Source organism: Nakamurella sp. PAMC28650 (genome assembly GCF_014303395.1).
In the GTDB taxonomy this organism is placed as follows: domain Bacteria; phylum Actinomycetota; class Actinomycetes; order Mycobacteriales; family Nakamurellaceae; genus Nakamurella.
The window spans coordinates 3983205-4004977 of record NZ_CP060298.1; the positions used below are offsets into that span (position 1 = coordinate 3983205).

Below are 21773 nucleotides of genomic sequence, written 5' to 3' on the forward strand. Positions count from 1 at the left end.
GACGCTGAGATGACCGTTTCCGGAAAGCTGCTCGACGATCGTTTGGGTGGGCGGACGCAGTGTCAACCACATCGAGGTCTGTCGTTCGGGTAACCATTCAGTCAGCTGAGGGCTGGTTTCCAGGGGTCGCCAAGGATGGTGTTGCGGATTCCGTCGAGTGTGTTGAGTCCGTGTTTTCGTAGGGTGGAGATGTGGGCTCGGACGGTGAGCCACGCTTTCGCGCCGGTTTCGGATCGGTGGGATCCGGAGATGTTGGCCTGCGTTTTGGCTGGTCTGACGTCTCGTTCGGCCTGGTTGTTGGTGAACGGCACCCTCAGGTCGCGGGCGAACAGCAGCACCTTGTCGTCGTGGCGGTGCAGTCGTTCCAGCAGGTTCCGGGTCTTGGATTGCTTGAGGCCGGCGTGGCGGGAGTTCTGGGCGAGGCCGACGAGGATGGCCTGGTGGAAGTCGGCGGTCAGGCGGGTCAGTTCGGTGGGGCTGATCTGAGTGTGGCCGGCGTCACGGGCCTGGTGGGCGGCGGTGTTCAGAGCTTGGTAGGCCTGGATCGCTGCGGTGGGCCACGCTGCGTGGGGGTTTTCGTCGGCGGCGGCGACGATTTCGCGGGTGATGTGCGCACCGCACCAGGCGTGTCGGGCGGTGGCGTACTTGGCGCCGTCGTAGACGGTCAGGCCGTCGTGGACGGCGGTGCCGGTGTAGCCCGGGAGCACCGCGAACTCGTCGACGGCGGTCCGGCCGCGGGATTGGTGCAGGTGGTAGGCGGTGAGCTTCTGGGTGCAGGCGACGTGCAGCCACCATTTCACCCCGTTGACCTTCACCGTCGTTTCATCGACGTGCAGCACCGGGCCGACATTGAGGTGCGCTTTCACGGCGTCGGTGGATTCGGTGAGCAGGTCCGCGACCTGCTCGATGACCGAGCTGATCCACCCGACGGACGGTCGGGTGCCGGTGACGTCGGCGATCAACGTTTGCGCCCGGTGGACCGGGATGTGCTGGAACACCACCAGGTAGCACGCCAACGCCCGGATGTTCGGTCCGTACTGCACTGGCCGGTCCACTCCGGCTGGCGCGGCGGCGGTGTTGACGTGGCCGCAGCGGCAGCGCAACCGGTGCAGGCGGTGCTCGGTCACCGTGGCGGTGGTTGCCGGGATGTCGGTCACCTGCCGAGCCAGGATTCCCACTTCGACCGCGCCGGCCAGGCCGGATCCGCAGCCGCCGCACGCGGCGGGTCGGTGATCGACGGTGACGTCGGGGGTGTCGGTGCGGCGCAACGCGAACCCTTGACCGCCGGGTTGTTTCCCGGGCTTACGTCCGGCCTTGGCCTGCTCCCGCCGGGCCGGGGAGCGGTCCAGCCGGTCGGTGGATGGCGGCATCGAGGAGTTCCTCGAGTTGGTGCCCAACCGCCGCTTCAACTCGACGATCTCAGCAGCCATCTCGGCGATCCTGGCTTCCAGTTGCTGGATCTTCTGGGCCTGGGCGGCGACCAGCTCCGCAAGTTCGGAGTAGGTAGGATCGGCCACAAACGCATTGTCCCGCAACCGATCTCAACGAGTCAGTAGACACGCCGACCGGCCCACTGAATGGTTACTCGTTCGGACCGGCGAGAACTGGCGCTATCGGAATAACGTCGACCTTACGCGGTACCGAGGCGCCGACCCCATCTACGCCCTCCAATGCGAAGAGCCGGATTTCGCTGGCTGCAGTCCGCGATCGACTTTGTGCGCCGCCGACTCGGCCGGGATGGAGACGCTCGGCAAGCTCACCATTCGCCGACAGGGCAAATTTCTTGCCGTGCTCGGAGTCGACGAATTGGTCTGTCCTCGTTCAAGAATACTATCGGCAGGGTAACTGGTCAAGTGTGGGCGGGTAGCCAGGGGTTCCTGCTGGTCAGCTGGGTGAGGGCGGCCAGGGCTGGTACGCCGTGTTTTGCGGTCGTTTGTAGGTAGGAGCGGAGGTCCGCGAAGTGTCCGGCTCCTTTTTCGGTGCGCATGGTGCCCGATATTTTCTGTCGGATCTTGGTCATGCGGATCTCTTGTTCGGCGGGGTTGTTGGTGAACGGGATCGCCGGGTCGGAGGCGAATTTGAGGTAGTCGACTTCTCTGCGGTGGATGCGGCGGGCCAGTGCTCGGTGTTTGCGGCCGATGGCGCCGTCGGGGTGGGTGGCGGCGAGGAGGGCGTGCCGGATCTTGACGGTTTCGGCGGCGATGACCGCCTGGTCGACGGGGGTGTCGGGGTGGGCGGCGGCCGCTTTGTGCAGGGTGAGCAGCGCGTCGCGGACTTGCTGCGCCCAGCACCAGGCGCCGGGCAGGTCTGTGTTGCTGGCGTGGTGGTGGTCGGTGACGGCCTGTAGCTCGCGGAGCAGATGCGCATTGCACAGCGCATGCCGCGCGGCGGTGTAGGTGTCATACGGTGCCCACGCGTCGTGGACGGCGGTGCCGGTGAAGCCGGGCAGGATGTTCATCTTGGCCATCGCTTCGGTACCGCGTCTGCGGTGGAAGAACAGTCTGGTGAAGGCCGGGGTGGACGCGGAGTGCAGCCAGTGGTTGCGACCTTCGCAGCGCAGCCCGGTCTCATCAAAGTGCACCACCGGAGAGGATTTCAAGCGGGCGGTGACCTGGGCCAAAAATTGGGCTCTTGTGACGTTCTCGTGGGTGGTTTGACCCCTGGTTGTGGGCGACACACCGGGCTGCGTATAGGTTCTGGCTTATCTAGGGTCAGTCACTATCCAGGAGCACGGTGTGCGCGGTGTAACGATATGGCGAAAGCTGCTCGGTGTCGAGCAACTGCAGGTGTGCGATGTGGCGTGGGAGGAGGCCGACGACCGGCAGGTGCTGGTCGTTTCGGTGCGTGCGACGAAGGGCGCCCGGAGTAGGTGCAGTCGATGCCGGCGTAGACGGCCGGGCTATGACCAGGGCGGCGGAACCCGGCGGTGGCGGTCGCTGGACTGGGGGTCGACGATGGTATTCCTGCAGGCTGCGGCTCCGCGGGTGAACTGCCGGACGCACGGGGTGGTCGTCGCGGCGGTGCCGTGGGCCCGACCCGGCGCGCGGGCAACCCGAGCGTTTGAAGACCAGTGCGCGTGGTTGGCGGCGCACACCGCTTCGTCGGTGGTGGCGCAGTTGATGCGGACGTCGTGGCGGCACGTGAGCGCAATCATCGAGCACGTCGTCGCCGACGGTTTGGCCGGCCGGGACGTGCTCGCGGGGCTGCGGCGGATCGGCATCGATGAAATCTCCCACCGCAAAGGCCAGCGGTATCTGACGTGCGTGGTCGATCAAGACTCCGGCAGATTGGTGTGGGCCGCACCGGGCCGCAACAGCGACACCCTGGGTCGGTTCTTCGACCAACTCGGCCCAGAACGGGCGGCGGCGTTGACGCACGTCTCGGCCGACGGGGCGCAGTGGATCCACGACACCGTGACGGCCCGCGCGCCGCAGGCGGTGCTGGGATTGGATCCGTTTCATATCGTGGGGTGGGCCACCCGGGAGTTGGACAAGGTCCGTCGTCAGACGTGGAACACGCTGCGGGGTAACAGTAGCTCTGCGCAGGCGTCGTCGGTGAAGGGCAGCCGCTGGGCATTGCTGAAAAACCCGGCGGACCTGTCCCCGGAGCAACGCGGGTCCCTCGCTTCGATCGCCCAGACCAACCGGCATCTGTATCGGGCGTATCTGCTGAAGGAGCAACTGCGCGCGGTGTTCCAGGTCAAGGGCCAGGCCGGCCGTGAACTGTTGGCCGGCTGGATCGCCTGGGCCCGCCGCTCCCAACTCCCCGGCTTCATCGCCCTGGCCGCAACGTTGAAGCGGTTCCAGCAGCTGATTTGGAACACCCTGATCCACCAGATGAGCAACGCCCAATCCGAGGCCACCAACACTCACCTACGGGCCTTGACCCGCAGGTCGTACGGCTTTCACAGCCCAGAAGCGTTGATAGCCATGGCAATGCTCACCCGCGGCGGGTTATGCCCGCCGCTTCCCGGACGCTAAACCACCCACGAAAACGTCAGGAGACCCCAAAAATTCGCCCAGGTCACCGGCGGCGCGACTGGTCACCGCGGCGACGGTGCCATCAGAGACAGGAATGCCGAACAGTTCGCTGATGGCCTGGGCGGTCCGCTTCTTGGACAGGAACTGCCCCATGAACAGATAGATGACGACCGCGCACATCACCGGCCCGTACTGCACGGGTCCGCCCGCCTGGGCGGGTGTGTCGCCGGTCGAGGTCTTCCCGCAGTGGCAGCGGCGGCTGATGATCTGATGTTCGGTGACGTGCACTTTGATCGGCGGGATGTCGAAGACCTGCCGGCGTGAGCAGCCAACCTCGGTCGCATCGGCCAGATCCGATCCGCAGCCAGTGCAGCAGCTCGGTTCGTGGCGGATCACCACATCCGGGTCGGCGACCTGGGCTGAAGTCTGCCCGCGGTGCCCGTCCTGTCCGCCGGGCTTGCGTGTGGACGGCGTGCGCAGCGACCTGGTCTTCGCCTTGCCGGGTCCGTCCGCCGATGGTGGCTTCGAGGAGTTCTGCGAGTTGGTCCGCAACCGTGCTTCCAGGTCCGCGACCCGCACCTTTAATGCCGCATTCTCGGCGCGGAGGGTGTTCAGTTCGGTGCGCATTTCGACGATCAGTTCCACCAGTTCGGCGTACGTCGGCTGCGTCATTCCATTATTATCGCATCAGACAACACCATTGTTCGGCGACACGCCGACACGGCTCACCCCACATAGATCGACATTCTCCGGTCTATTCGCCCAATGAATGACAGTCTATTTCACCGCGGTGAGACCTGACCAGTTACTCGGCAGGTATCAATCGCCGGCTCCAAAAGAGCCATTCCACGGTACCGTCAGGTCACGAGTGCGTCCAGATTGCCGACCTCGCCGACCGATAGGATGACGACCCTCATTCCCCACCGTTCCCCCCTTTGTCAGGCGGCTCGGACATCCGGGTCGAACCCACCAACGATGGTGGTCGTCGCGGTGAGCAGTCGTGCGCGTCGGCCGGACGTCCGATGTACCTGCGTCCCATCAATTCGGTTGCGCGCACCGGGCTCGGCGGACCACAGTGGCAAGGTCAGGCAGCGAGCGGCGAGCACGTCGAACTGCGCCGAGAACCGGGAGGGACCCACCCATGACTGTTCGAGCGGTAGCCCCGTCCCCTTCCCTTTCCGCCCCCGCCGCCGCACGTCCGGCCGGGGGTACCTGACCCCAGGAGCCGCAGTGCCCATGTCCGACCACCACGACCACCACGACCACCACGACCACCACGACCACCACGACCACCACGACCACCACGACGACCACCACAACCACGACGACCACGACGACCACGACGACCACGACGACCACGACGACGACGACAGTCCCCCTCGCCGTACCACCCGCCGGCGTTCAGCCGGGCCACGCCTCGTGGCCGAGGGCCGGTCCGGCCGTTTCACGGTCGAGTCCGACGACGGCAACAAACAACGGGACGAGATCCGTTTCTCGTCCTACAATGTCGCCACCCACGGCCCGGCCCCGGTGCCGGACTGGCTCATCACCGATCTCTCGGCCCACGACACCCCGCTCGGGGCACTGAAGTCGGGCAAGGAGGCGGACGTCACCCTCCTGGACCGATCACTGCCGGGTGGTCCGGGATGTCCGCTCGCCGTCAAGACCTACCGTGACAGCAATCACCGGATGTTCCACCGCGACAGCGGTTATCAGGAAGGCCGCCGGACGCGCCGATCACGCGAGGGTCGGGCGATGGCCAATCGAACCGCCTTCGGCCGGGACCTGTTGTCCGCCAAGTGGGCTGGCGCCGAGTTCGCCGTGCTCTCTGCGCTGTGGCGGGCGGAGGCCAGGGTTCCCTACCCGGTCCAGATCCTCGGTTCGGAGCTGATGATGGAGTTCGTCGGGACTCCCGATGGCACTGCAGCGCCCAGACTCGCAGCCTGGCAGGGGGATTCGGACGAGTTCACCGGGTTGTGGCACGACCTGGTGGACACCCTGGAGACCCTCGCTCTGCAGGGACTGACCCACGGCGACCTGTCGCCGTACAACGTCCTGGTCCACGACGGGGGATGTGTGGTGATCGATCTACCCCAGGCGGTCGACATCGTGGCCAACCCGCAGGGCGAATCTTTCCTCCAGCGGGACTGCCAGGTGATTGGGGATTTCTTCTCCCGGCGCGGTGTACTTGCCGCCGACGGCGAGTTGCTGGCGCTGCATCTGGGCAGCCTGGCGCACGGTGAGCCCGGAACGAGGGTCGATCAGCACGCTCTAATCTGAAGGTATGCCCCATTTCGATCTGATCATCGTCGGCTCCGGCTCCGGGAACTCGATCCCGGGCCCGGAGTTCGAGCAGTGGAACATCGCCATCGTCGAGGACGGCCTGTTCGGCGGCACCTGTCTGAACGTCGGCTGCATCCCGACCAAGATGTTCGTCCATCCGGCCGAACTCGCGGACGCCTCGCGGCATGCGGCCCACCTGGACGTCACCTCCCACCTGGACGCGGTGGACTGGCCGGGCATGCGGGACCGGATCTTCGGCCGGATCGATGCCATCGAGGCCGGCGGCCGCCAGTACCGCGAGGGCACGGGCAGCCCCAACGTCACCGTCTTCGCCGGTCGCGGGGTCTTCACCGGCCACAAGGCCCTGCACGTCGACCTGCACGACGGGAACACCGCCGAGCTGACCGCGGATCGTTTCGTGCTGGCCGCCGGATCCAGGGCGGTCATCCCGGACATCCCGGGCCTGACCGGGGGCAGCGTGCCGTTCCACACCTCGGACAGCATCATGCGGATCGACCGGCTACCCGCCAGCATCTTGATCCTGGGCGGCGGATACATCGCCGCCGAGTTCGCCCACGTCTTCTCCTCCTTCGGGGTGGAGGTGACCCAACTCGTCCGGGGCGACCGGCTGCTGAGGTCGCACGACGCCGACATCTCGGCCGCCTTCACGGCCGAAGCGTCCGCACGGTACGAGGTGGTGCTGGGTGTGGTCCCCGACCACGTCGTCGCCACCGAGACCGGCGTCGCCGCCACCTTCGCCGACGCATCGGGACCGCGGACGGTGGAGGCCGAGTTGCTGCTGGTCGCGACGGGGCGATACCCGAACGGACCGAGGCTGGGTGTCACCGCAACCGGGGTCGAACTGCACGACGACGGCCGGGTGGTGGTGGACGAATACCAGCGCACCCGGGTCGAGGGCATCTATGCACTCGGGGACGTCTCCACCGAGTACCAGCTCAAGCACGTGGCCAACCAGGAGGCCAGGATCGTCCGCCACAACCTCGCTCACCCCGACGCGCCCAGGAAGTCCGACCATCGATTCGTTCCGGCGGCGGTCTTCACCGACCCGCAGATCGCCTCCGTGGGCCTGACCGAACGGCAGGCGCAAGAGCGGGGACTGGACTATGCGGTGAAGCAACAGGACTACGGCGACATTGCGGCCGGCTGGGCCAGGGAGGATCGGGGACACTTCCTCAAGGTCCTGTCCGACCGGCGGACCGGGCTGCTGCTGGGCGCCCACGTCATCGGACCCGAAGCGGCCACCGTCATCCAGCCGCTGATCCAGGCGATGTCATTCGGCCAGCTGCCGCACGAGGTCGCACGTGGCCAGTACTGGATCCACCCGGCGCTCTCGGAGCTGGTGGAGAACGCACTACTCGGGCTGCCGGCCCCGACCGGCCCATGACCTGGCGCAACACCGTCTCCGACGCGGCGGGGGTCGACGTGAGCGTCGACCCGCCCTGGTTGCTGGCCCCCTTGTTCCTCAGGGACTTCTTCCGGCTGCAGGTCACCGGCCCCGGTCCCGGCCCGCTCGCCGATCAGCCGCCGGCCGAACGGCTCGTCGATCCGTGGCTGATGCACTCCGTGCGTCCGGATCGCACCGTGATGTTGACGGCCGCGGCCGCGGACTGGCCCGCCTGGTGGGAGCAGGCGGTCGACTACCGGCCAGGTGGGCCCGCGCCGCGGGTCGCCGACCTGGTGGCGTTCTCCCCCGCGCTCAGCGACTCCTGGCCACAGGTGGTCAACTGGTTCGACAAGTGGCTCGGCCGACGCCGACCGACGGATCCGGGCCCGTCGGTGGAACACGCGATGCTGGACGATTTCGATCGGCGATACGGACGTCCACCCGCCCACCGATCGATGCGCGTACTCGTCATCCCGGTGATCGGCAGTCTGTTCATCCGACCGGAACCGGACCGCCTGGTGGTCTCCGTCGGGCTGCGCCGGGACGTGAGCCGCTACCGGGACCTGCTCGACCCCGTCCTGGTGGACTTCTTCTGACCCGACGATCGACCTGACGTCCGTCGACCCGGGTCGTTTCACGGCACCGTGAGGACCTCCGCGCCGGTCTCGGTGACGACGAGCGTGTGCTCGAACTGGGCGGTCCAGGACTTGTCCTTGGTGGTCACGGTCCAGTTGTCGTCCCACTGCTCCCAGCCGATACCGCCCACGGTGATCATCGGCTCGATGGTGAAGGTCATGCCCTTCTCCAGGACGGTCGTCACGCTCGGCTCGTCGTAATGCAGGATCACCAGGCCGGAATGGAAGGTCCGGCCGATCCCGTGTCCGGTGTAGTCGCGGACGACGCCGTAGCCGAACCGTTTGGCGTAGGACTCGATGACCCGTCCGATCACGTTGAGCTGACGACCGGGAGCGACGGCCTTGATGGCCCTCCGGAGACACTCCTGGGTGCGCTCGACCAGCAGCCGGTTCTCCTCTGAGACGTTGCCCGAGAGATAGGTCGCGTTGGTGTCGCCGTGCACGCCGTCGATGTAGGCGGTGACGTCGATGTTCACGATGTCACCGTCCTGGATGACGGTGGTATCCGGGATCCCGTGGCAGATGACCTCGTTGAGCGACGTGCAGCAGGACTTGGGAAAGCCCCGGTAGCCGAGCGTCGACGGGTAGGCGCCGTGATCGCACAGGTATTCGTGGACGATCTTGTCGAGCGTGTCCGTGGTGACCCCCGGCACGACGGCACGCCCCGCCTCGCCCATCGCCCTGGCCGCGAGACGCGAGGCCAGGCGCATCTTCTCGATCGTCTCGTCGGTCTGTACCCATGACTCGGTGCTCTTGGCCGGGGCCGGCTTCCCGACGTACTCGGGACGGATGACGGAGGCCGGGACCGAACGGGCGGGAGTCGGGGTTCCGGGCTTGATGATGGTGCGCAGCATGGAACCGAGCTTACGGAAGGTACTTGAGGAAGAAGTCCGCGATCTTCGTGGTCTTCACCGACGAGTTGCCGGCCAGGATGAAGACCGCGAACGCCACGTCGCCGCGATAGCCGACCGTCCAGGCATGGGCCTGGTCCACCCCCTTGGCGTTGATGAAATCCGCCGTCCCGGTCTTGGCGTACACCGTGCCGGCGTCCTGCAGCGTCGAGGCGGTCCCGTCCGTGACCACCGCCCGCATCAACAGCCTCATGCCGGACTGGGCCGCCGCCGACCTCTGGACCACCGGCTGGTCGATGGTGGTCCGCGTCCCGCGGATGATCGTCGGCATCGGCATCCGGCCGTCGGCGACGGTGGCCGCCATCAGGGCCTCCGAGAACGGGGTGACGAGATCGACGCCCTGGCCGAAGCCGTTCTCGGCCTTCTGGGTGATCGAGTCCGCGTTCGGGATCTTCCCCGTCAGCGTGTTCAGTCCGGGGATGACGAAGTCACGGCCGATGCCGTACTCGGACGCCGCCCTGGTCAGCGCGTCGGCCGGCATCAGGGTCGCCAGCTTCGCGAAGGTGGTGTTGCACGACCTGGCGAACGCGGTGGTCACCGAGACCGTGCCCAGGTCGAAGCTGTGGTAGTTGTGGATCTGCCGGGAGTCGATGGTGAAGGCGCCCGGACATTCCAGCTGGGTGGTCGGCGTGACCAGTGCGCTGTCGAAGGCCGCCGTCGCCGTCACCACCTTGAAGGTGGACCCCGGTGGATACTCGCCCGACAGGGCGATCGGGCCGAGCACGTTCGCCGGCTGGTTCTGGGCGACCGCGAGGATCTCCCCGGTGGACGGCGCGATGGCGACCAGAACGGTCGGGTCCTGGTAGAGCGAGATCGCCTTCTCGGCGGCCAGCTGGACCTTGGTGTCCAGGGTCAGGGTGACGTTCTTGCCCGGTTGCGCGGCCTGTGCCGCCAGCGTGTCCAGCTCGGCACCGGTGGCGTCGATGGAATCGATCTCCCAACCGGGGACGCCCAGGGCGAGCTTGTTCGCCGTCGGATTCACCTGGGCGAGCAACATCTTGGCGAAGTCCTTGGTAGGTGGCAGGTTTCGCGTCGTCGACGGGAAGCTCAGACCATGCAGCCGGTCGAGCTGGGCGCTGACCGTCCGGTAGTCGTCCTCCCGCAGGTTCGTCACCGTGTAGCCGGTCGTCGGCGTCGAGGCCTTGACGCCGGCGACCACCGAATCGGCGGTGACGGTGGGATCGAGCTTGCCGAGGATCCCGGCCAGCGCGGTCGCGGTGCCCGCCAGATCGGTGATCTTGTCCGGCAGTGCCACCACCGAATACACCGTGATGGGGGCCAGGATCTGTTGGTTGTCGCGGTCGACGACCGCACCGTTGGTGGCCGAGGTCGTCCTGAGCACCACCGTCTGGGCCTCGCCGAGGTGCGGATTGATCAGCGTCGCGGCCCACTGGGCCTTCCACGGATCACCGGTCGAGGTGCGGGTGAAGATCCAGTTGGCGGTGTACTTCCAGGTGATCCCGTTGGGCAGGGACCAGGTGAAGTCCGCCGCGGCCGTCGCCGTGTTGGCGTCGGTCACCGTCGGTCTTCCGGTGTGGACGGCCAAGGTGGTCGGCGCCAGGTTCTTGAAGACCGAGCCCACCTCCTCGGACGCCGATCCCGGGTCGGAGGTCAGGGCTGCGATCGGGCCCGGCTGCAGACCCTGCCAGGCGGCGACGAACTTGGCGACGACCGCGTCCGGCGCGGCGCCGGCGTCCGGGGTCGGGGAAACACTGGTACAGGCCGTCACCGCCATCAGGCACGCGACCAGAAGCGCCCACCGCCCACGGCGACCCTGAAGGAACATGGGGGCAGTATTCCTCGGCCGGGTGCGGTGACGGGCTTCCCACGCCGCCCACGCGGGTGTGAGACTTCCAGAGCTTGGTCCGGGAACGCACCATCGCGCCCCGGCCAACCCACAGGGGGACGTCATGACAGCTCCGTCGAAGTCGCGCTACCTGGCCCTGACCGCCATGCTCTTCGCCGTCGCCATGACGTTCATCGACCAGACCATCGTCTCGATCGCCACACCGCGCATCCAGCACGAACTGGCGCTGTCCCGGGGTGGGGTGCAGTGGGTCGTCAACGGCTACATCCTGGCGCTGGCAGCAGGTTTCGCCTTCGGCGGGCGGCTCGCCGATGTGGTCGGATCCAAGAAGATGGTGCTGATCGGCATCATCGGGTTCGCCGGTTCGTCCGCCCTGTGCGGGGCAACGCCCCACGGGTCCTTCGCGCAGACCTGGATCGTCTTCTTCCGGGTGGTGCAGGGCCTGTCCGCCGCGGCGATGATCCCGGCGGCACTGGCGGTCGTGGTGGCGGCCTTCCCGATCGGTGAGCGCGGCAAGGCACTGGCCATCTTCTTCGGCGTCAGCGGCGGCCTGACTGCGATCGGTCCGATCGCCGGCGGCTACCTCACCCAGTGGACGTGGCGGGCCATCTTCTGGATCAACGTCCCGATCGCCGTGATCGCGATCGTGCTGGCCGTGCGGGCCCACATCCCGAGCATCGGGCGGAAGGAGTCGATCGACTACCGCGGCGCGGTGCTGGCCGCACTCGGCATGGGCCTGAGCGTCTTCGGTTTCGAACAGGCCGCGACCTGGGGATGGTCGAGCGTCCGGACGTGGCTGTGCATCGTCGGCGGACTGGCCGTCATCGCTGTCTTCGTCCTCGCCCAACTGCGCACCCCGGTTCCTCTGATCAAGGTGCGGATCTTCCGCGACCGGGCCTTCCTGGTCGACAGCGTGGTGCTGTTCTTCTCGATGATCGCCTTCGTCCCGGTGTTCTTCTTCGCCAGCGTCTATTCGCAGGTCTCCCTGGGGTACGACGCCAACAGCGCGGGTCTGTACCTGCTGGTCTTCTTCGCCGGCTTCGCGCCGGCGGCCCAGATCGGCGGCCGGATCCTGGACGGCCGCGGCGCCCGGCCAGCGCTCCTGGCCGGCTCGGCGATCGGGGCGATCGGCTTCGCCCTCTGGGCGATGAAGCTGACCGACCTCCGGCTCGGCTCGCAGTGGTACGCGACCGTGCTCGCCGGGGCCGGCATCGGCCTGTTGCTCGGCCCGGCCAGCACCGATGCGGTGAACCGTGCGATCGGCGCGTCCTACGGCGAGGTCACCGGTATCTCGCAGACGATCCGCAACTACGGCTCGGCCCTCGGGTTGGCGGTGCTGGGGACCCTGCTGGGCAACGTGTTCACCAGTCGCCTGACGGGCACCTTCATCAGCGCCGGCGTGCCGGTCGCCCAGGCCGGAGCGGCCGCGTCGGCAGCGGCCGCCGGCAGCACCGGGGGGACCGGCTCGACGGGCCCGTCAGGGCTACCGGCGGCGGCCATGGCGAGGATCCAGGCTGCCGTCCCGCAGGACTTCGCCGTCGCCACCCGCGCCGTCCTGATCGGGATGGCCGTCGCACTCGCGATCTCACTGGTCGCGTCGGCCTTCCATCCGGGCGGTGTCGTCACCGCGGAGAGATCGGAGCCGGCCGCCGCGCTGCGGTGACCGGACGGACGTTCCGGATGCGCCCTTGCATGGACCGGATGCGCCCCGGACGTCCCGGTGGTGGGATTCTGCTGGGATGAGCAACGCGCGGCACGCGGCGGACGAGGCGAAGTGGACGCGCCCGGTCCCCCTGATCGGCGACCACACCTCCGCCCTGGAACGGGGGCTGGATCCCACCGGCTGGGCGTTCCCGCCGCGCGGGCGGGATGCGTTGTACGACATCATCCGGGCCCGACGGGATGTGCGGCGCTTCCGCGCCGACGCGGTCCCCGCCGACGTGCTGCGTCGGGTGCTGTCCGCCGGGCACGCCGCCCCCTCCGTCGGGCATTCCCAGCCGTGGCGCTTCATCGTGGTGCAGGATGCCGACACCCGTGACCGGGCAGCCGTTCTCGCCGACCGGGAGCGACTGGTCCAGGCGGCCGGCTTCGACGGCGACTCCGGACGTCACCTGCTGGATCTGCAACTGGAGGGCATCCGCGAGGCACCGCTGGGTGTGGTGATCGCCTGCGACCGCCGGACCGCGGCGCCGGGAGTACTGGGACGGGCCACTTTCCCGGACGCCGACCTCTGGTCGTGCGCCTGCGCCATCGAGAACATCTGGCTGGCCGCCCGCGCCGAGGGCCTGGGTCTCGGGTGGGTCACCCTGTTCCGTCCCGCGGACCTGGCCGGATTGCTACACCTGCCCGACGGCGTCGTGACGTTGGGCTGGCTCTGCCTCGGCTGGCCCGACGAACGCCCTCCGGGCCCCGGCCTGGAGCGGGCCGGGTGGTCGAAGAAGTCGCCGCTGGAGGACGTCGTCCTGCTGGAACGGTGGCCGGCCGACGACGACGAATCGCCGGCCCCGCCGCGCTCGCACCTGCGCTCCCCCGACCAGCAGGCCGTCGTCCGGGCCAGGGACGCGGCCGACGTGCTGCTCACCCCACCGGGTTCGCTGGGCGTGCTGGACCGGACGATCGATCGCATGACGGCGCTGCCGCGACCCGGCCTGGGCACCGGCACGCTGGTCCTCGTCGGCGCCGACCACCCGGTGGCGCGTCTCGGAGTGTCCGCCTACCGGGTCGGTGTCACGCGCGAGGTGCTGTCCGCCGCACTGGCGGGCGAATCGGTCGGCGTGGCCGCGGCCCGCAGCGCCGGCATGCAGTGGGTGATCGTGGACGCGGGTGTCGACGGCGCACCGCTGACGGCCGCCCGGCCGGCCCGCCCGCAGCATCCGACCGGTGATCTGGTCCACGCCGACGCCCTGCACCCCCGCGACGTCGAGCGGCTCGTCGCACTCGGTCGCGGCATCGGACGCCGGGCGGCGGAGCAGGGGGCCGTCGGACTGGGCGAGGTGGGGATCGGGAACACCACCGTCGCCGCCGCCCTGGCCGCAGCACTGCTCGACCACGACGCAGCGCAGGTGACCGGCCTCGGATCCGGTGCCGACACCGACATGCTGGCCCGCAAACGGGAGGTGGTCACCGGCGCCCTGGCCAGGGCCCGCGCCACCCACGGTGTCCGCCTCACCGATCCGCTGACCATGCTGGCCGCGCTCGGCGGCCCCGAGTTCGCGGTGCTCACCGGAGTGGTGCTCGGGGCCGCAGCCGGCGGCGTCGCGGTGGTCCTGGACGGTCTGGCCACCTCGGTCGCGGCCCTGCTGGCGGTCCGGATGGAGCCGGCCGCGGCGGCCCACCTGGTCTCCGGCCATCGCAGCCGGGAACTGGCGCACGAGGCGATCCTGCAGGAACTGGGCCGAGAACCGTTGCTGGAGCTGCGGATCCGGGCCGGCGAGGGCGCCGGCGCCTGCCTGGCGATGGGTCTGCTCAAGTCGGCGATCTCCACCAGGGCCGGCACCGGCCGGACCGCCGCGCGGGCCACCGCTCAGAACAGCACCGAAGCGAACGTTCCCACCTGACGGAACCCAACCCTCTTGTACGCGGCCCTGGCCGAGACGTTGTGGTGGTTCACGTAGAGACTCGGGATCCGCCGGAGCGTGTGGATGTACTGCACCAGTGTAGCGACGGCGGGTGCGGCCAGTCCGCGACCCCGATAGTCCGGGTCCACCCAGACGCCCTGGATCAGCGCGGCACGCGAGGAGACGGCACCGATCTCGGCCTTGACCACCACCCGGCCGTTCTCGAAGTGCGCGAACGACCGTCCGGCCCGGATCAGTTCCTCGACCCTGGTGCGGTAGCCCACACCGCCGTCCGGCCAGCGTGGATCGACCCCCACCTCCTCGGTGAACATCGCCACCGCGGCCGGGTAGTACGTCTCGAGTTGATCGATCTGCACCGGCTTCATCAACGGATCGACGTCGCACTGGGCCCGCTCGGTGCAGGCCAGCAACGGTTGGTCGTCACGGACCTCCCTGGCCGGACCCCACCGGTGGGAGAGTCGGTCCCACATCGGCAGGACGAGTTCAGCCGGCCCCAGGATCGACGCGCACCGACGGCCGCCGCGCGACGCGGCCTGGGCGAACGCCTTCAGCGAATGCTTGTCGCCGGACAGCGGCACCAGGTTGGGCCCGTCGAAACACAGACCGTCACGACCACCGCCCACCCCCCAGAACTGGCCGCCCAGGGCACGCGCGTCCATCCCGGCCTGCTCGAAACGGGCCGCCACCAGGCAGCCGGCGATCGGGTCGGAGGCGAGCACCCTGGCCACCTCGGCTGCCTGGCCGGGGCCCAGAACCCGGGCGAAACCGGCGGTGAGCAACGGGATTCGCTCAGACCAGGCTGACCGACGGCTCACCGCTGGGGGTACCCGCCGCCCGCATGATGTCGGCCAGTTTCATCGCCTCTTCGATCAACGTCTCGACGATGTCGGCTTCCGGGACCGTGCGGATCACCTCGCCCTTGACGAAGATCTGGCCCTTGCCGTTGCCGGAGGCGACTCCCAGGTCGGCCTCGCGGGCCTCGCCGGGACCGTTCACCACACAGCCCATCACGGCGACCCGCAGCGGCACGTCCATCCCCTCGAGACCCGCGGTCACCTCGTTGGCGAGCTTGTAGACGTCGACCTGGGCGCGACCGCAGGACGGGCAGGACACGATCTCCAGGCCACGTTGGCGCAGGTTCAGCGACTCCAGGATCTGCAGGCCGACCTTGACCTCTTCCACCGGCGGGGCCGACAGCGACACCCTGATCGTGTCGCCGATGCCCTGGGACAGCAGCGCGCCGAACGCGACGGCCGACTTGATGGTGCCCTGGAACGACGGGCCCGCCTCGGTGACACCCAGGTGCAGCGGGTAGTCGCACTGCTGGGAGAGCAGTTCGTAGGCTCGCACCATGATCACCGGGTCGTTGTGCTTCACCGAGATCTTGATGTCCCGGTAGTCGTGCTCCTCGAACAGCGAGCACTCCCAGAGCGCGGACTCGACGAGCGCCTCCGGGGTGGCCCTGCCGTACTTCTCCAGCAGCCGCTTGTCCAGCGAACCCGCATTGACGCCGATCCGGATGCCGATGCCGGCGTCCTTGGCGGCACGTGCGATGGCGCCGACCTGGTCGTCGAACTTGCGGATGTTGCCGGGGTTGACGCGGACCGCGGCACAACCGGCATCGATCGCTGCGAACACGTACTTGGGCTGGAAGTGGATGTCGGCGATCACCGGGATCTGCGAGTGCTTGGCGATCTGCGCCAGTGCTTCGGCGTCATCGGTGTCGGGCACGGCGACCCTGACGATCTGGCAGCCGGAGGCGGTGAGCTCGGCGATCTGCTGGAGGGTGGCGTTCACGTCGGCCGTCTTGGTGGTGCACATCGACTGCACCGACACCGGATGGTCGCTGCCCACCCAGACGCCGCCGACGTTCAGTTGACGGGTGGGACGGCGTGGGGCCAGGACCGGGACGACCCGCTCGGCCGGAGTTGTGGGCATACCCAAACCGATGGCCACCGGGCCGCTTGTTGCCTGAGACATCTTGCTTCTTCCAGTTGTTGAAAGCGTTAACCGAACAGCTTGACCGGGTTGACGACGTCGGCCACGAAGGTGAGCAACGACAGCCCTATAAACAACAATGCCACCACATAGGCCACCGGCATCAGTTTGGCCACGTCGAAGGGACCCGGGTCGGCTTTCCGCCGGATCTTCGACCAGCCGCGGCGGGCCCATTCGATGGCGGCTCCGAGGATGTGCCCGCCGTCCAGCGGCAGCAACGGCAGCAGGTTCAGCAGGAACAGGCTCATGTTGAAGCCCGCCAGCAACTGCAGGAAATACTCGATCTTCGCGATCCCGGCGTTGTTCGAGGACAGGATCTGGCCGCTGATGATGCCGGCACCGACGATGCCGACCGGCGAATTCTGATCACGCTTCTTGCCGTTGAAGATCGACTGCCAGAGGTCGGGGATCCTGGCCGGGATGGCCGCCACGGCCGACGCGGCGTGCCCGATGAACTGGCCGGTGATCTGGAACGCCGTCCCGAGCGACTGCGACTGGTACTCGGTGTCCGCGGTCACGCCGAGGAATCCGCCGATCGTGGTGCCGGTCTGGTTGCCCTGGGCGTCGAACACGGCCAGCGTGTTCGCCACGATCGGCACCTGCGCCGTGGACTGCACGCCCGACCGGTCGTAGGTCAGCGTGACGGTCCGACCGGCCGACGCCCGGATCAGCGTCCGCATCTGGTCCCAGGTGGTGATCGGCGTCCCGTCGAAGGCGACGATCCTGTCACCCGCCCGCAGACCGGCCTTCGCAGCCGGCGTCGCCGGATCGGTGGCGGCGCAGGCGGTGGAGGTCGACGTCGCCGGCAGGACGCACTGGCTCACCGCCTTGACGGTGGGGATGCTGGTCTCGACGCCGAAGCCGACCACGATGACGATGAACAGCACGACGGCGAGGATCAGGTTCTGAACCGGCCCGGCGAGCATGACGATGATCCGTTTGAACGGGTGCAGCTGGTAGAACTGGCGACCGTCGTCGTACTCGGTGACCTGGGCCCGGTCGCCGGCCCGGGAGTCCTCGATCAGCTGGCGGACCATGCCGGCCGGACCCATCGCGGTGGACGTGATCCGCCGCTTCCCGTCCTTTCCGGGGGGCACCATGCCGACCATCCGGATGTACCCGCCGAGCGGGATGGCCTTGAGCCCGTACTCGGTCTCCCCGCGCTGCCGGGAGAAGAGCGTCCGGCCGAAACCGACCATGTACTGCGTCACCCTGACGTGGAAGATCTTGGCGAAGGTCAGGTGCCCGAGCTCGTGCCAGGCGATCGAGAACAGCAGACCGAGCACGAACAGGAGGACGCCGACGGCGGTCAACAAGGGTGGTCGCTCCTAGTCGTTCGGGTGGTCGTGGGTGTGGCGGGCGATCAGTTCGTCGGCCCTGGCTCTGGCCCAGTGCTCGGCAGCCAGGACGTCCGAGATGGAACCCGGTTCGGATCTGACGTGGTCGGACTCATCAAGGATGCCCGCCAAGATGTGAGAAATGCCGGTGAAGCTCAGATTTCCGGCCAGAAAAGCCGCCACCGCCTGCTCGTTGGCCGCGTTGAACACCGCCGGGACGAGTCCGCCCGTCCGGCCGGCGGCCCTGGCCAGGCCCAACGCCGGGAAGGCGACACCGTCCACCGGCTCGAACGTCCAGGTCGCAGCCTGCGAGAAGTCACAGGCGGTGGCCACCCGATCCAACCGATCCGGCCACGTCAGACCCAGCGCGATCGGTAGCTTCATGTCCGGCGGCGAGGCCTGCGCGATGGTCGAGCCGTCTCGGAAGGTGACCATCGAATGGATCACCGACTGTAGGTGCACCACCACGTCGATGCGGTCGTAGTCGATGCCGAACAGCAGGTGCGCCTCGATCACCTCGAGGCCCTTGTTGACCAGTGTGGCCGAATTCACCGTGACCACCGGCCCCATCGCCCAGGTGGGATGCGCCAGCGCCTGGTCGACGGTGATGCCGGCCAGTTCTGCCCTGGTGCGCCCGCGGAAGGGTCCGCCGGAGGCCGTGACCACCAGTTTCGCGACCTCCTCGGCCGACCCGCCCCGGAGGCACTGGGCCAGCGCCGAGTGCTCGGAGTCCACCGGGACGATCTGTCCGGGGCTGGCCGCCGAGGTGACCAGCGAGCCGCCGGCCACCAGCGACTCCTTGTTGGCCAGGGCCAGGGTCAGCCCGGCCTCCAGCGCCGCCATCGTCGGGCCGAGGCCGATCGACCCGGTGATCCCGTTCAGGACGACGTCCGCGTCCACCGCGGTGACCAGCTCGGTCGCGGCCTCTGGCCCGGCCAGCACCTTGCGACCCGGTAGATCGAACCCGACGACCGACGCCACCGCCACCACCGCCTCGGGATGACGCAGCGCCTGTTCGCGCAGCAGACCAGGGTGGGCGCCGCCGGCGGCCAGTCCGACCACCAGGAACTCCTCCGGATGGGCCGCGATGACCTCCAGCGCCTGGGTCCCGATGGAACCGGTCGACCCGAGGATGACGACGCGGCGTTGGCCCTTGGTGAGTGTCACCGTCCCATTCTCGCCGATCCGCCTGCTCCTGCTACCTCCCGGCGATCCGCGCGCGCTACGTTGCGCCGGTGATGCTGCCACCGATCGGGACACCCGGTGTCGATCTCCCGGTCCGCGCGGGGCTGCCGTCCCTGATCGAGACCCTGGAACGGACCGGGACGGCGATCCTGTCCGCCCCGCCCGGATCGGGGAAGACCTCGCTGCTGCCGCTGGCGCTGGCCGACGCGGTGGCGGGCCGGGTGATCGTCGCCGAACCGCGGCGCATCGCCACCAGGGCGGCAGCGCGGCGAATGGCCCAACTGCTCGGCGAGCAGGCGGGCGAGCGGGTCGGCTACGCGATGCGGGGTGACCGCCGGGTCTCGGTGACGACCCGGATCGAGGTGGTCACCACCGGACTGCTCCTGCGTCGGTTGCAGCGGGATCCCGAGCTGGCCGGTGTCGACGCGGTGATCATCGACGAGGTCCACGAACGGGCGCTCGACACCGATCTGGTGCTGGCCTTCAGCGTGGACATCCGCGCCAACCTCCGGCCGGACCTGTGGGTGGTGGCCACCTCGGCCACCGCCGACACCACCGGTCTGGCCGCGCTTCTCGGCTCGGCCGGCGTGCCGGCTCCGATCGTCGTCGCGGCGGGCACCCTGCACCCCGTCGCGACCATCTTCGCCCCACCACCGCGCCCGCTGCCGCTGCTGCCCGACGCCAGGGTCGATCCGCGGCTGCTGGATCACGTGGCCGCCGTGGTGCGCCGAGCGATGGACGACGGTCCGGGTGACGTGCTGGTGTTCCTGCCCGGGGAGGCCGAGATCGCAGCGGTGGCCTTAGGTCTGGGCGCGCTGGGCAACGTCCTGCGTCTCTACGGTCGGCAGAGCGCCGGGGAGCAGGACCGAGTGCTGCAGCCGTCGACGGCTCGCCGCGTGGTGCTGACCACCGCGGTGGCCGAGAGTTCGCTGACCGTGCCGGGTGTCTCCGTGGTGGTCGACGCCGGCCTGTCCCGGGAGCCGCGGATGGACTTCGGACGTGGCCTCGGGACGCTCACCACCACGAAGGTCTCGCGATCGTCCGCGACCCAACGGGCCGGACGCGCCGGGCGGGAAGGGCCCGGACGCGCCTACCGCTGCTGGTCCGCGACGGACGACGCCCACCTGGCCGACCGGCCGCTTCCGGAGATCGAAACGGCCGACCTCACCGGCTTCGCGCTCGCCGTCGCAGACTGGGGACATCCCGGCGGCAACGGTCTGGCCCTGCTGGACCACCCGCCGCCCGCGGCGATGGCCACCGCAGCGGTGGTCCTGGAAGGGCTCGACGCGGTGGACAGCAACGGGCGGATCACCTCGCGTGGCCGACTGCTGGCCCAGGTGGCCGCTCCCCCGCGTCTCGCGAGGGCCCTGCTGGACGGCAGCCGGATCGTCGGTCGGGCCAGGGCTGCGGAGGTCGTCGCCCTGATCTCCGGTGACGTCGTGCCGCGCACCGACGATCTGGTGGCGCAGTGGCGGGAGCTGCGGACCAACCGGGATGCCGGGGCCGGTGCGCGCTGGAGGGAGGAGACCAGGAGGTTGTCGGCCTCGATGCCCGGCATCGGGGCATCCAACGGTTCGGATTCGGATTCGGCGCCTGGGGCGTTGATGTCAGCTGCATCCGCCGTGGACATCGGCGACGACCTGGCGGCGGCGATCGTGGTGGGGCTGGCCTTCCCGGACAGACTTGCCCGTCGACGATCCGGATCCGGGGGCTATCTGATGGCCGGCGGTTCCGGCGCCCGACTGGGAACCTCCACCGCCCTGCACGACAGCGAATGGCTGGCGGTCGCCGCTGCCGACCGACCGGCCGGGATGGCCGACGCCCGCATCCGCCTTGCGGCACCCCTCGACGCGGCGACCGCAGTGGAACTGGCCGGCCCCATGGTCCGGAAGGTGCGCGAGATCATCTGGCAGGACGGGAATCTCGTCCTCAGGGAACAGGAGCGCCTCGGCGCCATCACGCTCGTGGAGCGTCCGCTGAAAGATGCCAGGGCCGACGAGATCGCGGCTGCCGTGCAGGCGGGGATCCGTCGGGACGGGCTCGAGGTGCTGCGGTGGACGCCGTCGGCTGCACTCCTTCGTCATCGGATGGCCCTGTTGCACCGCACCCTCGGTGCGCCGTGGCCGTCCGTCTCGGACGGGGCGCTGCTGGATTCGATCGACCGTTGGCTGGGCCCGGACCTGGCCCGGGTCCGGAAGAACAGCGATCTCGGTCGGATCGACACCGGCCAGGCGCTGCGCCGTCTGCTGCCCTGGCCGGCCGCGTCCGAACTGGAGCGGCTTGCCCCGGAGCGGATCGACGTGCCCTCGGGGTCCAGGATCCGGCTCGACTACTCGACCGTCGATCTCGACGGTGACGGTGTACCGGTGCTGTCGGTGCGGGTGCAGGAGGCCTTCGGCTGGCTCCGTACCCCGGTCATCGTCGATGGCCGGGTCACCGTCCGCCTGCATCTGCTGTCGCCCGGCGGCAGACCGGTGGCGGTCACCTCCGACCTGGCTTCCTTCTGGCGGCAGGGCTATCCGCAGGTCAGAGCCGAACTGAGAAGTCGCTATCCACGGCACTCCTGGCCCGAGGACCCACTGACGGCGACGCCCAGCAAGCGCCCGGCCAGGTTCGTGCAAGACTGAAATACAGTTGCCAGGACATCAGCGATG

The 21773-nt window shown here is 68.8% G+C and carries 16 protein-coding genes; 7 read left to right on the plus strand and 9 right to left on the minus strand.

What is annotated here, in order from left to right:
• Positions 1-101 precede the first annotated feature (101 nt).
• Both H7F38_RS17975 and H7F38_RS17980 read right to left on the minus strand, forming a co-directional pair.
• Complete coding sequence (locus H7F38_RS17975; protein WP_187091113.1) at positions 102-1517, minus strand: IS66 family transposase; 1416 nt, start codon at positions 1515-1517, stop codon at positions 102-104.
• 332 nt (positions 1518-1849) lie between these two features.
• Positions 1850-2584, minus strand: a complete 735-nt coding sequence (locus H7F38_RS17980) for a transposase (RefSeq protein WP_370531266.1) — start codon at positions 2582-2584, stop codon at positions 1850-1852.
• Between the two features lie 151 nt (positions 2585-2735).
• Between H7F38_RS17980 and H7F38_RS17985 the strand changes: the two genes are divergently transcribed.
• The gene (locus H7F38_RS17985) at positions 2736-3980 is read left to right on the plus strand and encodes an ISL3 family transposase (RefSeq protein ID WP_187091115.1); all 1245 of its coding nucleotides are present in this window, start codon (positions 2736-2738) and stop codon (positions 3978-3980) included.
• Here H7F38_RS17985 and H7F38_RS17990 read toward each other — a convergent pair.
• On the minus strand, positions 3954-4652 hold the full coding sequence (locus tag H7F38_RS17990; protein WP_187091116.1) for a DUF6444 domain-containing protein: 699 nt from the start codon (positions 4650-4652) through the stop codon (positions 3954-3956). The two genes, H7F38_RS17985 and H7F38_RS17990, sit on opposite strands and share 27 nt — an antisense overlap.
• Positions 4653-5210: 558 nt before the next feature.
• Between H7F38_RS17990 and H7F38_RS17995 the strand changes: the two genes are divergently transcribed.
• Genes H7F38_RS17995 through H7F38_RS18005 form a run of 3 tightly spaced genes read left to right on the plus strand, consistent with a single transcriptional unit; the run spans position 5211 to position 8264 of the window.
• The gene (locus H7F38_RS17995; RefSeq protein WP_370531267.1) at positions 5211-6260 is read left to right on the plus strand and encodes an RIO1 family regulatory kinase/ATPase; all 1050 of its coding nucleotides are present in this window, start codon (positions 5211-5213) and stop codon (positions 6258-6260) included.
• A 4-nt stretch (positions 6261-6264) separates the two neighbouring features.
• A complete protein-coding gene (locus tag H7F38_RS18000; RefSeq protein ID WP_187091117.1) occupies positions 6265-7668 on the plus strand; it encodes a mycothione reductase in 1404 nt (467 codons plus the stop codon).
• A complete protein-coding gene (locus H7F38_RS18005) occupies positions 7665-8264 on the plus strand; it encodes a hypothetical protein (protein WP_187091118.1) in 600 nt (199 codons plus the stop codon). Before H7F38_RS18000 ends, H7F38_RS18005 begins: the two co-directional genes overlap by 4 nt.
• A gap of 38 nt (positions 8265-8302) precedes the next feature.
• On the opposite strand, the gene map is transcribed toward H7F38_RS18005, so the two are convergent.
• A complete protein-coding gene (gene map, locus H7F38_RS18010) occupies positions 8303-9157 on the minus strand; it encodes a type I methionyl aminopeptidase (protein ID WP_187091119.1) in 855 nt (284 codons plus the stop codon).
• 10 nt (positions 9158-9167) lie between these two features.
• On the minus strand, positions 9168-11000 hold the full coding sequence (locus H7F38_RS18015) for a penicillin-binding transpeptidase domain-containing protein (RefSeq protein WP_187091120.1): 1833 nt from the start codon (positions 10998-11000) through the stop codon (positions 9168-9170).
• A 124-nt stretch (positions 11001-11124) separates the two neighbouring features.
• Between H7F38_RS18015 and H7F38_RS18020 the strand changes: the two genes are divergently transcribed.
• Together H7F38_RS18020 and bluB are read left to right on the plus strand one after the other, a co-directional pair.
• Entirely contained in the window at positions 11125-12684 is a 1560-nt protein-coding gene (locus H7F38_RS18020; protein WP_187091121.1) for an MFS transporter, read from the plus strand.
• Between the two features lie 76 nt (positions 12685-12760).
• Positions 12761-14578, plus strand: coding sequence for a 5,6-dimethylbenzimidazole synthase (gene bluB, locus H7F38_RS18025; protein ID WP_187091122.1), 1818 nt, complete (start codon positions 12761-12763; stop codon positions 14576-14578).
• Here the strand turns inward: bluB and H7F38_RS18030 are convergent.
• The 4 genes from H7F38_RS18030 to dxr are packed head-to-tail and all read right to left on the minus strand — an operon-like array spanning position 14545 to position 19101.
• A complete protein-coding gene (locus H7F38_RS18030) occupies positions 14545-15378 on the minus strand; it encodes a DUF4081 domain-containing GNAT family N-acetyltransferase (RefSeq protein WP_222618153.1) in 834 nt (277 codons plus the stop codon). The two genes, bluB and H7F38_RS18030, sit on opposite strands and share 34 nt — an antisense overlap.
• A 10-nt stretch (positions 15379-15388) precedes the next feature.
• On the minus strand, positions 15389-16555 hold the full coding sequence (gene ispG / locus H7F38_RS18035; RefSeq protein WP_222618721.1) for a flavodoxin-dependent (E)-4-hydroxy-3-methylbut-2-enyl-diphosphate synthase: 1167 nt from the start codon (positions 16553-16555) through the stop codon (positions 15389-15391).
• A gap of 50 nt (positions 16556-16605) precedes the next feature.
• On the minus strand, positions 16606-17913 hold the full coding sequence (locus H7F38_RS18040; protein ID WP_222618154.1) for an RIP metalloprotease: 1308 nt from the start codon (positions 17911-17913) through the stop codon (positions 16606-16608).
• 12 nt (positions 17914-17925) lie between these two features.
• Positions 17926-19101 (minus strand): 1-deoxy-D-xylulose-5-phosphate reductoisomerase, encoded by a 1176-nt coding sequence (gene dxr, locus H7F38_RS18045; RefSeq protein ID WP_222618155.1) that lies wholly within the window; start codon positions 19099-19101, stop codon positions 17926-17928.
• Positions 19102-19172: 71 nt separating this feature from the next.
• Here dxr and hrpB point away from each other — a divergent pair, with 71 nt between their 5' ends.
• The gene (hrpB, locus tag H7F38_RS18050; protein ID WP_187094802.1) at positions 19173-21746 is read left to right on the plus strand and encodes an ATP-dependent helicase HrpB; all 2574 of its coding nucleotides are present in this window, start codon (positions 19173-19175) and stop codon (positions 21744-21746) included.
• Positions 21747-21773 lie beyond the last annotated feature (27 nt).

Coding starts and splice junctions, on each gene's coding strand:
- H7F38_RS17990 (WP_187091116.1), bottom strand. CDS start 4,652: ATGACGCAGCCGACGTACGCCGAACTGGTGGAACTGATCGTCGAAATG.
- H7F38_RS18000 (WP_187091117.1), top strand. CDS start 6,265: ATGCCCCATTTCGATCTGATCATCGTCGGCTCCGGCTCCGGGAACTCG.
- H7F38_RS18005 (WP_187091118.1), top strand. CDS start 7,665: ATGACCTGGCGCAACACCGTCTCCGACGCGGCGGGGGTCGACGTGAGC.
- map (WP_187091119.1), bottom strand. CDS start 9,157: ATGCTGCGCACCATCATCAAGCCCGGAACCCCGACTCCCGCCCGTTCG.
- H7F38_RS18015 (WP_187091120.1), bottom strand. CDS start 11,000: ATGTTCCTTCAGGGTCGCCGTGGGCGGTGGGCGCTTCTGGTCGCGTGC.
- H7F38_RS18020 (WP_187091121.1), top strand. CDS start 11,125: ATGACAGCTCCGTCGAAGTCGCGCTACCTGGCCCTGACCGCCATGCTC.
- bluB (WP_187091122.1), top strand. CDS start 12,761: ATGAGCAACGCGCGGCACGCGGCGGACGAGGCGAAGTGGACGCGCCCG.
- hrpB (WP_187094802.1), top strand. CDS start 19,173: ATGCTGCCACCGATCGGGACACCCGGTGTCGATCTCCCGGTCCGCGCG.